Below are 13,632 nucleotides of genomic sequence, written 5' to 3'. Positions count from 1 at the left end.
CCCGGGGTCAGTCCTTGATCTCGCAGAGCGCGGCGCCGCTGGAGACGCTCGCGCCGACCTCGGCCTTGAGGCCGACGACGGTGCCCGCCTTGTGGGCGTTCAGCGGCTGCTCCATCTTCATCGCCTCCAGGACGACGATCAGCTCGCCCTCGGCGACGACCTGGCCCTCCTCGACGGCGACCTTGACGATGGTGCCCTGCATCGGCGAGGCCAGGGTGTCACCGCCGACCGCGGAGCCGGCCTTCTTGGCGCCGACCCGGCGCTTGGCCTTCGCGGCCCCGGCACCGGCCGCCGGGGCGGCGGAGACGCCCAGCGAGGACGGCAGCGAGACCTCGATCCGCTTGCCGCCGACCTCGACGACCACGGTCTCGCGGGTCTCCGCCTCCTCGCCCTCGCCGGCGGCACCGGCGAACGCGGGGATGGTGTTGTCGAACTCGGTCTCGATCCAGCGGGTGTAGACCGTGAACGGGCCCTCGCCGCCGTGCACCTCGGGCGCGAACGCCGGGTCGGTGACGACCGCCTGGTGGAACGGGATGGCGGTGGCCATGCCCTCGACCTTGAACTCGGCCAGGGCGCGCTTGGCGCGCTCCAGCGCCTGCTTGCGGTCGCGACCGGTGACGATCAGCTTGGCGAGCAGGGAGTCCCAGGCCGGGCCGATGACCGAGCCGGTCTCCACGCCGGAGTCCAGCCGGACGCCGGGGCCGGACGGCGGGGCGAACAGCGTCACCGTGCCGGGCGCGGGCAGGAAGTTGCGGCCCGGGTCCTCGCCGTTGATGCGGAACTCGAAGGAGTGGCCGCGGATCTCCGGGTCGCCGTAGCCGAGCTCCTCGCCGTCGGCGATCCGGAACATCTCGCGGACCAGGTCGATGCCGGCGACCTCCTCGGTGACCGGGTGCTCGACCTGCAGACGGGTGTTGACCTCCAGGAAGGAGATCGTGCCGTCCTTCGCGACCAGGAACTCGCAGGTGCCGGCGCCCTGGTAGCCGGCCTCCTTGAGGATGGCCTTCGACGCCCGGTACAGCTCGGCGTTCTGCTCGGGGGTGAGGAACGGCGCGGGCGCCTCCTCGACCAGCTTCTGGTGCCGGCGCTGCAGCGAGCAGTCACGGGTGGAGACGACCACCACGTTGCCGTGCTTGTCCGCCAGGCACTGGGTCTCGACGTGCCGCGGGTTGTCCAGGTAGCGCTCGACGAAGCACTCGCCGCGGCCGAAGGCGGCGACCGCCTCGCGCACCGCGGACTCGAACAGCTCCGGGATCTCCTCCAGGGTGCGGGCGACCTTGAGGCCGCGGCCGCCGCCGCCGAAGGCCGCCTTGATGGCGACCGGCAGGCCGTGCTCCTGGGCGAAGGCGACGACCTCGTCGGCGCCCGCGACCGGGTCCGGCGTGCCGGCGACCAGCGGGGCACCGGCGCGCTGCGCCACGTGCCGGGCGGTGACCTTGTCACCGAGGTCGCGGATGGCCTGGGGCGGCGGGCCGATCCAGGTGAGGCCCGCGTCGATGACGGCCTGGGCGAACTCGGCGTTCTCCGACAGGAAGCCGTAGCCGGGGTGGACGGCGTCGGCGCCGGAGTCGGCGGCGGCCTGGAGCACCTTGGCGATGTCCAGGTAGCTGGTGCCGGGGGTGTCGCCGCCCAGCGCGTAAGCCTCGTCGGCCGCGCGGACGTGCAGCGCATCCCGGTCCGGCTCGGCGTAGACGGCGACGCTGGCGATACCGGCGTCCGAGCAGGCACGGGCGACGCGGACGGCGATTTCCCCGCGGTTGGCGATGAGCACCTTGCGCACTGTGGCTCCCTTCTTGAACCTCGTTGAGTTTATGGATTCCTGGGCAGTACCGGCGAGTAGCCCCAGGTTGTGAACTATCCCACACGGAGGGTGATGCGTCCGGGCGGGTGGTGGACGGCCCGGCGGGCGTCTGTGCAGGTGGTGCCGGGAGCGGTGGTGGAGCGGGGGTGATCGCGGACGGTGACCCGACGGCGTGGCGGGGCGGTGGGCTTGGCCACACCCTCGTCGAACGGGGCCGGGGCGGGCCCGCTCAAGCGCTCGGCGCGGTCGTGCCGGCGGCCTGCGCGGGCGGCGCCGGACGCGGGTTCGGGGTCGGCTGCGCGGTCGGTTGCGCGGTCGGCGGGCGCTCCACCGCCTCGGCGGTGACGTCGGCGACCTGCTCGACCACGTCCGGCCCGTACGCGTTCGGGTTGACCACCCGCAGCAGGAGGGCGAAGGTGCCGTCCGTGCCGTACCGGCGGGTCAGCCGGCGGTGGTGGGTCACCAGGTGGCGGACGCCGGCGTGGTTGGCGATGCCGGTCTGTCCGGAGATCAGGAACACCGGGCGGCCGCCCTCGGGGGTGGCCAGCCGGGCCACCAGGACGTGCACCGCGACGTCCTGGTCGGCGGTGTACGTCCGGCCGCCGACGGTGATGGTGTTGTCCAGCGGGGCCTGGCTGCTGGAGATCGTCACCCCGGGCAGGCCCCAGGCCAGGTGGGCGGCCATCCGGTCGTTGGAGACCGGGCCGCCGAGGCAGAGCTCGGTCTTGCCGCCGAGGCCGCGCGGCGCGGCGTCGTGCGCGACCAGGTCGGCCTGGGCGCCGCACTCCTTCACCAGGGCGGCGAGTTCCATCAGCGCGTAGGCGTCGCGCCGGGTGACCGTGCGCGCGTGGGCGCCGGTGCCGATGCTGCGGTTGACCACGATCAGGCACTCGCTGCCGGCCGGCAGGCCGAGGAACGCCCTGGTCCGTTCCAGCCGGCGTCTTCGGCGCAGGCTCTGGCCGAGCCAGCCGAGCCCGGCGCTGAGCGCGCTGGCCACCAGGCCCAGCAGGACGTTGAGCAGACTGTCGGTCATCCGCTCGCCACCTCCCCCGTTCGAACGGTGCCGGTCAGCCTAGCGGCCGACCGGCCGGCCGGTCGACGGCCCCCGGCCGGACCGTCGACGGCTCCGGAGCATCCTCCTGGCGGGCGTCAAACGAGCTTCGCCGCGCGGAAGTTGGCGTAAACAGCTCCGGTCCGCCAGGCGTCGGGGCCGGCTACCGCCAGAGGTCGGTGATCCGGACGTCCAGGTCGGCGAGCAGGGTGCGCAGCAGCGGCAGCGACAGGCCGATGACGTTGCCGTGGTCGCCCTCGATGCCCTCGACGAACGGCGCCGAGCGGCCGTCCAGGGTGAACGCGCCGGCCACGTGCAGCGGTTCGCCGGTGGCGATGTAGGCGGCGATCTCGGCGTCGTCCGGGGTGCCGAAGCGGACGGTGGTGGAGGCGGTCGCGGAGGACTGCCGCCCGGTGGCGGTGTCGATCACGCAGTGCCCGGTCTGCAGGACGCCGGCCCGGCCGCGCATCGACTGCCAGCGGGCGAGCGCCTCGGCCGCGTCGGCGGGCTTGCCGAGCGCGAGGCCGTCCAGCTCCAGCACCGAGTCGCAGCCGATGACCAGTTCGCCATCGGAGAGGCCGGCGGCGACGGTCTTGGCCTTGGCCTCGGCGAGGACGAGCGCGAGTTCGGCGGGGGTGGCGGCGGTGAGGGCGTCCTCGTCGACGCCGCTGACCACCACGCGCGGGTCGAGGCCCGCCTGGCGGAGCAGCCCGAGGCGGGCGGGGGAGGCGGAGGCGAGGACGAGGGTGCGGCGGTCGGTCATGCCCACCAGGGTATGGGGTGCGGCGTCCGCCGGTCAGGCCGATCGGTCGGCCGCGGGGGCGGGGGAGGGATCAGGTGAAGAACCGGGTCACCATGATCAGGACCGAGCCCACCAGCACGATGGCGGCCAGCACCCGGCCGGCCCGCTGCATCCGCTGCTGCATCCGCTGGGCCTCGGGGGAGGGTTCGTCGCGGGGATCTGACCAGAGCACGCCTCCAGGGTGCGCCGCGCCCGGTGCCGTCCGCCTGAGTATCCGTACTCAGGTTTCGGACGGCACCGGGCGCGGTCCCGGCGGGTCGGCGGGGCCGCTCAGCCCGCCCAGCCGGAGGTGCGCCAGACGTTGACGCCCGGGCGCGGGGCGGCGCGCAGCCGGCGCGCGCGGTCGTTCCAGGCGGAGTCCGGGCCGGCGCCGGCGCGGCGGGCCGCCTCGGCGGCGGCCTGTGCGGCGGCGGCCCGGGCCTGGACCACCGCCAGGACGGTGGCCAGCTCCTCGGGGGTCGGCTGCCCGTGCAGCACGTGGATCGGGGCCATGCTCAATCCTCTCGCGATCCTGCTGGTCCGGGCTAGAGCGGGATGTTGCCGTGCTTCTTGGGCGGCAGCACCTCGCGCTTGCCGCGCAGCGCGCGCAGGCCGCGGACGATGTGCCGGCGGGTCTCGCTCGGCGCGATGACGGCGTCCACGTAGCCGCGCTCGGCGGCCAGGTACGGGTTGAGCAGGGTGTCCTCGTAGGAGGCGATCAGCTCGGCCCGCTTCTCGTCGGCGGTCCCGGCGGCCTCGGCCTCGGCGATCTCCCGCCGGTGCAGGATGTTGACCGCGCCCTGCGCGCCCATGACGGCGATCTGCGCGGTCGGCCAGGCCAGGTTGAGGTCGGCGCCCAGGTGCTTGGAGCCCATGACGTCGTACGCGCCGCCGAAGGCCTTGCGGGTGATCACGGTGATCAGCGGGACGGTCGCCTCGGCGTAGGCGTAGATCAGCTTGGCGCCGCGGCGGATGATGCCGTCCCACTCCTGCTCGGTGCCGGGCAGGAAGCCGGGCACGTCGACGAAGGTGATCACCGGGATGTTGAACGAGTCGCAGGTGCGGATGAACCGCGCGGCCTTCTCGCTGGCGGCGATGTCCAGGCAGCCCGCCAGGTCCATCGGCTGGCTGCCGACGATGCCGACCGGGTGGCCCTCGACCCGGCCGAAGCCGGTGAGGATGTTGCCCGCGTACAGCGGCTGGGTCTCCAGGAACTCGCCGTCGTCGACGACGTGCTCGATCACCTTGTGCATGTCGTACGGCTGGTTCGCCGAGTCCGGCACCAGGGTGTCGAGTTCGAGGTCCTCGTCGGTGACGGTGAGGTCCGCCTCCTCGGGGAAGGACGGCGGGTCGGAGAGGTTGTTGGAGGGCAGGTACGAGAGCAGGCTCTTGACGTACTCGATCGCCTCCTTCTCGTCCGTGGCCAGGTAGTGCGCGTTGCCGGACTTGGCGTTGTGGGTGCGCGCGCCGCCCAGCTCCTCCATGCCGACGTCCTCGCCGGTGACGGTCTTGATCACGTCGGGGCCGGTGATGAACATGTGCGAGGTCTGGTCGGCCATCACCACGAAGTCGGTGATCGCGGGGGAGTAGACCGCGCCGCCCGCGCACGGGCCCATGATCAGCGAGATCTGCGGGATCACGCCCGAGGCGTGCACGTTGCGGCGGAAGATCTCGCCGTACAGGCCGAGCGAGACCACGCCCTCCTGGATCCGGGCGCCGCCGGAGTCGTTGATGCCGATGACCGGGCAGCCGGTCTTCAGCGCGAAGTCCATGACCTTGACGATCTTCTCGCCGAAGACCTCGCCGAGCGAGCCGCCGAAGACCGTGAAGTCCTGGGCGAAGACGGCGACCTGACGGCCGTCGACGGTGCCGTAGCCGGTGACCACGCCGTCGCCGTACGGCCGGTTCTTCTCCTGGCCGAAGTTGGTCGAACGGTGCCGGGCGAACTCGTCGAACTCGACGAAGGAGTCCTCGTCCAGCAGCTCGGCGACCCGCTCGCGGGCCGTCAGCTTGCCCTTGGCGTGCTGCTTCTCCACCGCCTTGGCGGAACCGGAGTGCACCGCCTCGTCGAGCCTGCGCCGGAGGTCGGCGAGCTTGCCGGCGGTGGTGTGCGGGTCGTACGGCGCCTCGGTCATTCCGGTGGCTCTCCCTGATCCTGGGCCGCGACCTGTTGTCGGGGCGCGCCGGCCGGGTGGGGCGGGCGCGGGCGAGGGACGCAGGGCGGCACAACGAACTACCGTTGAGTAGCGTAGCCAGCGCGGAGCGTTCGCCGTTATGGCCAGCGACACAGTGTGGTTGACGCACGTTATGCGGCACGATGGGGCGGACTGCGTTCTCCGGGCCGATCCGCGGGGCACGCCCTAGGCTCTGCCGCATGACCTCCGACACCCCGCGCGACACCCCGCGCCGCAGCGGACTGCGCGGCCTCGGCCACGCCGGGCCGTCGCCGTGGACCGACCTGGACCGCCCGCCGCTGGACGCCGCCGCGCTCCGCCGGGACCTGGTGCTCCCCGGTGGGCTCTGGACCTCGCTGGACGTCGTCGACGAGACCGGCTCCACCAACACCGACCTCGCCGCCCGGGCCCGCGAGGGCGCCCCGCAGGGCGCGGTGCTGGTCGCCGAGGTGCAGCGCTCCGGCCGCGGCCGGCTCGAACGGCAGTGGAGCGCGCCCGCCCGCTCCGGCCTCTTCCTCTCCGTCCTGCTTCGCCCGGACGAGGTACCCGTCGAGCGGTACGGCTGGTTGCCGATCCTGGTCGGCGTCGCCGCGGCGAGCACGCTCAGCCGGGTCGCCGAGGTCGAGGTCGGCCTGAAGTGGCCCAACGACCTCCAGGTCGAGGTGGACGGCGCGGAGCGCAAGCTCGGCGGCATCCTCACCGAGCTGAGCGGCGGCGCCGTGGTGGCCGGCCTCGGCCTCAACGTCTCGCTGCGCGAGCCCGAGCTGCCCGTCCCCACCGCCGCCTCGCTCGCCCTGGCCGGCGCCGCCGTCACCGACCGGTCCACCCTGCTGCGCGCCCTGCTGCGCGAGTTCGCCGGGCTCTACCGGGAGTGGACGGCCGCCGCCGGCGACCCGCACGCCAGCGGGCTGCTGTCCGCCTACGCGGACCGCTGCACCACGCTGGGGCGGCCGGTGAAGGTGCTGCTGCCCGGGGACCGCGAACTGCTCGGCGAGGCGGTGGCGGTGGACGGGGACGGCCGGCTGGTGGTCCGCACCCCGGACGGCACCCGGCGGGCGGTCGGCGCGGGCGACGTCGTGCACGTCCGTCCGGAGCCGCGCTAGGCGGGGCTTTCCCACCTCGTGTCCCCCCGTCTCCTTACCTCCCCTTGACCCGGGCGGATGCTCCGGATCGCGCGATTCCGTGCGAACATTCCACCTGGCAGCAGTGTGAGGCGCGCCACTGCCCCGCCGGGTGGCGGGCGCGCCCGGACAGGCAGGACACGAGGCGAGTGCGGCGACCGCACGGGGACGGACCGGTGGCAGAGGACGGCAGCAACGGCGACGGCGGCGACGGCGGCCCGGAGGGCCCCGACGACCAGACGGTCGCCCTCGACCTGGAACGCCTGATCCTGGACGCGCCGCGCCGCTACACCCCGTACCAGGCCGCGCGGGCCGCCGACGTCCCGATGGAGCTGGCCACCCGGTTCTGGCGGGCGATGGGCTTCCCGGACATCGGCCAGTCCCGGGCGCTGACCGACGGCGACGTGATCGCGCTGCGCCGGCTGGCCGGTCTGGTCGAGTCCGGCCTGCTGAGCGAGTCGATGGCGATCCAGGTGGCGCGTTCCACCGGGCAGACCACGGCCCGGCTGGCCGGCTGGCAGATGGACACCTTCCTGGAGAACCTCACCCAGTCCGTCGAGCCCGGGCTGACCCGCGCCGACGTCGCGTACCCGCTGGTCGAGCTGCTGCTGCCGGAGCTGGAGCAGTTCCTGGTGTACGTCTGGCGGCGGCAGCTGGCCGCCGTCACCGGCCGGGTGGTGCAGGCCGCCGAGGACCACGAGATCACCAGCGGCCGGCTCGCGGTGGGCTTCGCCGACCTGGTCGGCTTCACCCGGCTGTCCCGGCGGCTGGAGGAGGAGGAGCTCGGCGAGCTGGTCGAGACCTTCGAGAACACCTGCTCCGACCTGATCGCCGGCCAGGGCGGCCGGGTGATCAAGACGCTCGGCGACGAGATCCTGTTCGTCTCCGAGGACCCGGCGACCGCCGCCGAGATCGCGCTCAGCCTGATCGAGGCGCTGGCCGAGGACGACACCATCCCGGCGCTGCGGGTCGGCATGGCCTTCGGCACCGTCACCTCCCGGATGGGCGACGTCTTCGGCACGACGGTGAACCTGGCCAGCCGGCTCACCTCGATCGCGCCCAAGGACGCGGTGCTGATAGACGGGGAGTTCGCGGCGGCGCTGGAGCAGAACGGCAGCGTCGGGCCGGCCGACGCGGACGGGCCCGGGCTGGCCGAGGCGCTCTCGGTGGCCGCCGGGCTGCCGCCGGCCGGGCTGCCGGTGCCGGGGCCGGACGCCGCGCACCGGTTCAACCTGCAGCCGATGTGGCGCCGGCCGGTGCGCGGGCTCGGGCTGGTCGAGCCGTGGCTGCTCTCCCGGCGGCTGCGCGGGGAGTAGCGGGCCTGCGGGTTCGGTGGGGCTCGCGGGTTCGGTGGGGCTCGCGGGGCCGGTGCGGCCGCCGGGGTCGGCGCGGCCGCTGGGGTCGGCATGGCTTCCGGGGTCGGCGCGGCCGCGGGATCGCGGGTTAGCGGGCCGGTCGTGGTGGGGAGTGTTCTGGCAAGCCGAATGGTTGAAAGCCGTACGGTTGTCGCCGATCCGATCCCGCAAACAGGGCATAACCGAACGAAACCGCCATAGTCTTGGTGCAAGCGTCCGGGCCCGGGGCCGGGCCGGCGGCGCGTGGGGGGACCGCCAGCAGGACCGAGCACAGGGAGCGAGGCGAGCCGGTGAGCAGCGAGGCGACCATGACGGACCGCCCTGAGGCAGGCGTCGTTCCCGGACCCGGGAGCGCTTCCGCCGCCGCCCGCCCGGGCGGGCCCGACGGGCCGGCCACCGACGCGCGGCTGGCGGCCGTCGTCGAACTCGCCCAGGACATGGCCGGGGCGCTCACCCCGCTGGAGGCCGTCCGGGCCGCCGCCGCCCGCGCCACCGGGGCGCTCGGCGCCACCATGGCCGCCGTCTCGGTCTGGGACCGGGAGTCCGGCCGGCTGCGGGTCCTGGTCAACCACGGCGAGCTCTCTCCCGGCGAGGAGGAGCTGCCCGAGGACGAGTCCTACCCGGTCGCCGACTTCCCCGAGATCGTCACGTACCTGGAGGAGCGCTGGACCACCGGCCGGCTGCCGCGCGCCTGGGTGCAGACCGCCGACAACAGCCAGCCGCACGCCGGGCACTCGCACCCGACCGCCGGCGCGTACTGCCAGGAACGCGCCGCGGCGCTGCGCCGGCGCGGCCGGGCCTGCTGCGTGGTCGCGCCGATCGTGCTGCACGGGCAGGCCTGGGGCGAGCTCTACGTCGCCCGGACCGCCGGGATGCCCGGGTTCACCGACGCCGACGCCGACTACGCGACCCTGCTCGCCGCCCAGATCTCGGCCGGCCTCGCCCAGACCGAGCGCCTCGCCGACCTGCGCAAGCTCGCCTTCTCCGACCCGCTCACCGGCCTCGCCAACCGGCGCGCGGTGGACGCCCGGCTGGAGAGCGCGCTGGCCGCGCACAACCGGGACAACACCGTCGTCTCCCTGGTGGTCTGCGACGTCAACGGCCTCAAGCGGGTCAACGACCAGCTGGGCCACGAGATGGGCGACCGGCTGCTCGAACGCTTCGCCCACCAGCTCTCGCTGGCCGCCGCCAAGCTGCCCGGCAGCCTGGCCGCCCGGCTCGGCGGCGACGAGTTCTGCCTGCTCGCCGAGGGGCAGAAGGCGGACGAGGTGGTCGCCGTCGCCGAGGAGCTGTGCGCCCGCGCGCTGGCCCTGGCCGAGGGCGAGGGGGTGGCCTGCGGGGTCGCCTCCACCGGCGACTCGATCGGCCCCGTCACCACCGCCGACCGGCTCTTCCGGCTCGCTGACGCCGCCCAGTACCGGGCCAAGGCCGCCCGCGCCGCCCACCCGGTGGTCGCCGGCCGCAGTCACGGCCCCGGGTTCGCCCCCGACCCGACGGTGCTGCTCGCCGACGCCGCCGACCCGCAGCACCGGACCGACGGCCGCGGCCGCCCCGGCGGGCGGGCCGGCACCGGCGACCGGCGGCGGTTCCGCGGCGCCGCGCACAGCGCCGACCCGGGCCAGCTGCTCACCGCGGTGCTCGCCGCGCTCGACCGGCACAGCGCCGCCCGTGCAGTCCACCCGGCCGACACCATGGGCAAGCTCGCCGTCGTCGCCGAGACCGCGGCCCGGCTGCTGGACGCGGTCGGCTGGTGGATCTCCTACGTGCCGCCCGGCTCGCAGCTGATGCGCACCGCGCGGCACGCCGTCTACCGGATGACCAGCGGCCCGAGCAGCACCCGGGCGGAGACCCAGCGGGCCCAGATCGAGGCCCCGGACGCCGTCTTCGACCTGCGGCACTACCCGATGACCCGGCGCGCGGTGCGCGGCGGCGCCTTCGCGCTGCGGGCGGGCGCGGCGGGCAACGACCCGGCGGAGGAGGCCATGCTGGTGGTCTCCGGCTACCGCGGCATGGTCGCCGCCGGGGGCCAGAACGCGGCCGGCGGCTGGCTGCTCGAACTCTTCGCCGACGACGCGACCCTGCCGCTCGGCCAGGCCGCCTCCGCGCTGCGCGCGCTGGTCGCGGTGGCCCTCGCCGGGCCCGCCTCACCACCGGAGTCCTGACCCGCTGACCAGGGCGTTCGGGGCGCAGGTGTGGGGGTTCGGTGACCGCTTGGTTCCGAGCGGGTCGCGGTCCGGTCCTGGGGCTGGGCGCGGCGGGGCGGGCGTGGGATGGTGTCGGCGGTCGGCGGGCCGTCGGGGTCGCGCCGGATCTCATGACGGGGGAAAACGGTTATGCGCGCTCGGTTGACGGGCCTGGTCCTCTCGGCGGTGCTCGCGTTCGGCGGCACCGCGCTGGCGGCCGCTCCGGCGGCCTCCGCGGCCCCGGCCGCGGCGGTGGTCACGGCGGCTGCGGGTACGGCGGCGGGTACGGCTGCGGGTACGGCGGAGGTGGGCACGGCGTCGGTGGGCGCGGTGGTGGACCGGCACGGCACCACCACCCACCTGGCGGGTAAGGACAAGTCCAAGAAAAAGAAGAAGGGCGGCTTCCTCGGCACGATCATCGGGATCGTGGTCGGCATCGTCGTGGTGCTGGTGGTGGCCGCGCTGGTGGTCGCGGTGATCGTGATGCTCCGGCGCCGCAGCAAGAGCTGAACCGGCGGACCGCGGGTCAGCTGATCCGGTCGGGGCGGGTGTAGACGTTGGCGCCCTCGCCGCGCAGGAAGCCGACCAGGGTCAGGCCCAGCTCCTCGGCGAGGTCCACCGCGAGCGAGGACGGCGCCGAGACGGCGGCCAGCAGCGGCGCGCCGGCCAGCGCCGCCTTCTGGGTCAGTTCGAACGAGGCCCGGCCGCTGACCAGGAGCACGTGCCCGGTCAGCGGCAGCCGCCCCTCACGCAGGGCCCAGCCGACCACCTTGTCCACCGCGTTGTGCCGGCCGACGTCCTCGCGGGCGCAGAGCAGTTCGCCGGTGGCGCCGTCGAACAGCCCGGCCGCGTGCAGGCCGCCGGTGGACTCGAAGGTCCGCTGGACGGCCCGCAGCCGGTCCGGCAGCCCGTACAGCAGCGCGGGCGGGACGGTCAGCGGGTCGTCGCCGACCGGGTGGCGGACGTGGGTGCGGACGGCGTCCACGGTGTCCCGGCCGCAGAGGCCGCAGGCGCTGGTGGTGAGCAGGTTGCGGTGCGCGGAGAGCGGCAGCTCCCGGGCGGTGCCGCGCAGGGTCGCGTCCACGACGTTGTAGGTGTTGGCGCCGTCCTCGTCGGTGCCCGCGCAGTAGCGCAGCGCCGCGAGGTCCTCGGCCGTGTGGACCAGCCCCTCGCCGACCAGGAAGCCGGCCACCAGGTCGAAGTCCTGGCCGGGGGTGCGCATGGTGACGGTGAGCGGTTCGCCGCCGACCCGGATCTCCAGCGGCTCCTCGGCCGCCAGCGCGTCCGGCCGGGTGGTCCGCCCGTCCCCGCGCAGTCGGAGCACCCGCCGCCGTGCCGTCGCCCGCGTCATCGTCCTGTCCGCCCTCTCCGTCCACCGCGCCCCGGCGCCGTCCGCGGCCGCCCGGCGCTTCGCCGTCCGTCTCCCCACAGCGTGCGGCACGGGGAGGGGTATCCGAAAATCCAGGTGACCGAACCGATCCGGTGCCGGAGTTTCCAGTGGCTCGGAGTGGTTGTCATATTCCCATTCACCTGGTGAGATGGTGTATATGGATATGCACAGTGCTGCGGCCCCCCACGCGCCGCTCGTCCAGGTCGGCAAGGCCGACGTCAGTGCCGAGGACGTGCTGGCCGTCGCCCGGGGGAACGCCCGGGTCGAGATCGGCCCTGACGCGCTCGCCGAGATGGCGGCCGCGCGCGCCCGGATCGACGCCCTGGCCGCCGAACCGCGTCCCGTCTACGGCGTCTCCACCGGTTTCGGTGCGCTCGCCGTCCGCCACATCAGCCCCGAGCTGCGCGCCCAGCTGCAGCGCTCGCTGGTGCGCTCGCACGCCGCCGGGATGGGCCCGGCGGTCGAGCGCGAGGTCGTCCGCGCGCTGGTCTTCCTGCGGATGAAGACCCTCGCCAGCGGCCGCACCGGCGTCCGCCCGCTGGTCGCCCAGACCATGGCCGCCATCCTCAACGCCGACATCACCCCGGTGGTCCGCGAGTTCGGCTCGCTGGGCTGTTCCGGCGACCTCGCCCCGCTCTCGCACTGCGCGCTCGTCCTGATGGGGGAGGGCGTCGCCACCGGCCCCGACGGCGTCGAGAAGCCGGCCGGCGAACTGCTCGCCGCCGCGGGCATCGAGCCCGTCGAGCTGCTGGAGAAGGAGGGCCTCGCCCTCATCAACGGCACCGACGGCATGCTCGGCATGCTGGTCATGGCCATCTCCGACCTCCAGCGCCTGTTCACCACCGCCGACATCACCGCCGCGATGACCCTGGAGGCGCTGCTCGGCACCGACAAGGTGCTCGCCCCCGAGCTGCACGCCCCGATCCGCCCGCACCCCGGCCAGGCGCTCTCCGCCGCCAACATGCTGGCCGTGCTCGCCGGCTCCGGCCTCACCGGCCACCACCAGGACGACGCCCCGCGGGTCCAGGACGCCTACTCGATCCGCTGCGCCCCGCAGGTCGCCGGCGCCGGCCGCGACACCGTCGCGCACGCCGCGCTGGTCGCCTCCCGCGAACTGGCCGCCTCGGTCGACAACCCGGTGGTGCTGCCGGACGGCCGGGTCGAGTCCAACGGCAACTTCCACGGCGCCCCGGTCGCGTACGTGCTGGACTTCCTCGCCATCGCCGCCGCCGACCTCGGTTCGATCTCCGAGCGCCGCACCGACCGGCTGCTCGACAAGGCCCGCTCGCATGGCCTGCCGGCCTTCCTGGCCGACGACCCCGGCGTGGACTCCGGTCTGATGATCGCCCAGTACACCCAGGCGGCCCTGGTCAGCGAGAACAAGCGGCTCGCCGTGCCGGCCTCGGTCGACTCGATCCCCTCCTCGGCGATGCAGGAGGACCACGTCTCGATGGGCTGGTCCGCCGCGCGCAAGCTGCGCCAGTCGGTGGAGAACCTCGGCCGCATCCTCGCCGTCGAACTCACCGCCGCCGCCCGGGCGCTGGAGATCCGCCGGCAGGCCGACAGCGGCGGCACGGTGGCGCCCGCCACCGCCGCGGCGATGGCGGCCGCCCGCGCGGCCGGGGTCGGCGGCGCCGGGCGCGACCGCTTCCTCTCGCCGGACCTGGAGGCCGCCGCCGCGCTGGTCGCCTCGGGCGAGCTGGTGCGCGCGGTCGAGCAGGTCACCGGCCCGCTGGCCTGACCGGTCGGGTACGGCTACGCGGAGCGGGTGGGGCC

Annotated in this window: 11 protein-coding genes and 1 pseudogene; 5 read left to right on the top strand and 7 right to left on the bottom strand. The window is 74.6% G+C overall.

Translation table 11 applies throughout. The features are described 5' to 3' along the window. Positions 1-7 precede the first annotated feature (7 nt). From AB0N76_RS12735 to AB0N76_RS12710, 6 genes are all read right to left on the bottom strand, one after another. Positions 8-1,780, bottom strand: coding sequence for a biotin carboxylase N-terminal domain-containing protein (locus AB0N76_RS12735; RefSeq protein WP_363556155.1), 1,773 nt, complete (start codon positions 1,778-1,780; stop codon positions 8-10). Between the two features lie 250 nt (positions 1,781-2,030). Further along, a complete protein-coding gene (locus AB0N76_RS12730; RefSeq protein ID WP_363556153.1) occupies positions 2,031-2,834 on the bottom strand; it encodes a hypothetical protein in 804 nt (267 codons plus the stop codon). Between the two features lie 181 nt (positions 2,835-3,015). Then, on the bottom strand, positions 3,016-3,615 hold the full coding sequence (locus AB0N76_RS12725; RefSeq protein WP_363556151.1) for a nucleoside triphosphate pyrophosphatase: 600 nt from the start codon (positions 3,613-3,615) through the stop codon (positions 3,016-3,018). 70 nt (positions 3,616-3,685) lie between these two features. After that, positions 3,686-3,826 carry a hypothetical protein gene (locus AB0N76_RS12720; RefSeq protein ID WP_363556149.1) on the bottom strand — a complete coding sequence of 47 codons (141 nt, stop codon included), beginning with the start codon at positions 3,824-3,826 and terminating at the stop codon, positions 3,686-3,688. Between the two features lie 98 nt (positions 3,827-3,924). Continuing rightward, positions 3,925-4,146: an acyl-CoA carboxylase epsilon subunit gene (locus tag AB0N76_RS12715; RefSeq protein WP_363556147.1), complete on the bottom strand. Its 222-nt coding sequence runs from the start codon at positions 4,144-4,146 to the stop codon at positions 3,925-3,927. Positions 4,147-4,178: 32 nt separating this feature from the next. Beyond that, positions 4,179-5,768, bottom strand: coding sequence for an acyl-CoA carboxylase subunit beta (locus AB0N76_RS12710; protein WP_363556145.1), 1,590 nt, complete (start codon positions 5,766-5,768; stop codon positions 4,179-4,181). 239 nt (positions 5,769-6,007) lie between these two features. Here AB0N76_RS12710 and AB0N76_RS12705 point away from each other — a divergent pair, with 239 nt between their 5' ends. The 4 genes and pseudogenes from AB0N76_RS12705 to AB0N76_RS12690 all read left to right on the top strand — a co-directional run bounded on the left by AB0N76_RS12705 (position 6,008) and on the right by AB0N76_RS12690 (position 10,976). Beyond that, positions 6,008-6,910 carry a biotin--[acetyl-CoA-carboxylase] ligase gene (locus tag AB0N76_RS12705; protein WP_363556143.1) on the top strand — a complete coding sequence of 301 codons (903 nt, stop codon included), beginning with the start codon at positions 6,008-6,010 and terminating at the stop codon, positions 6,908-6,910. A gap of 194 nt (positions 6,911-7,104) precedes the next feature. Further along, positions 7,105-8,244 (top strand): adenylate/guanylate cyclase domain-containing protein, encoded by a 1,140-nt coding sequence (locus tag AB0N76_RS12700; protein WP_363556141.1) that lies wholly within the window; start codon positions 7,105-7,107, stop codon positions 8,242-8,244. A 476-nt stretch (positions 8,245-8,720) separates the two neighbouring features. Further along, positions 8,721-9,746 (top strand): annotated as a pseudogene (locus AB0N76_RS12695) (sensor domain-containing diguanylate cyclase); the annotation flags it as partial. An 870-nt stretch (positions 9,747-10,616) separates the two neighbouring features. Further along, the gene (locus AB0N76_RS12690; RefSeq protein WP_363556139.1) at positions 10,617-10,976 is read left to right on the top strand and encodes a hypothetical protein; all 360 of its coding nucleotides are present in this window, start codon (positions 10,617-10,619) and stop codon (positions 10,974-10,976) included. A 16-nt stretch (positions 10,977-10,992) separates the two neighbouring features. On the opposite strand, the gene fdhD is transcribed toward AB0N76_RS12690, so the two are convergent. Then, positions 10,993-11,817, bottom strand: a complete 825-nt coding sequence (fdhD, locus tag AB0N76_RS12685; RefSeq protein ID WP_363556137.1) for a formate dehydrogenase accessory sulfurtransferase FdhD — start codon at positions 11,815-11,817, stop codon at positions 10,993-10,995. Positions 11,818-12,019: 202 nt separating this feature from the next. Between fdhD and hutH the strand changes: the two genes are divergently transcribed. After that, the gene (gene hutH / locus AB0N76_RS12680; RefSeq protein ID WP_363556135.1) at positions 12,020-13,597 is read left to right on the top strand and encodes a histidine ammonia-lyase; all 1,578 of its coding nucleotides are present in this window, start codon (positions 12,020-12,022) and stop codon (positions 13,595-13,597) included. The last annotated feature ends 35 nt before the right edge of the window (positions 13,598-13,632 follow it).

Source organism: Kitasatospora sp. NPDC093806, assembly GCF_040683335.1.
GTDB lineage: Bacteria > Actinomycetota > Actinomycetes > Streptomycetales > Streptomycetaceae > Kitasatospora.
Note: the sequence above shows the minus strand (reverse complement) of the source record. Positions and strands in the feature narration are given on the sequence as shown.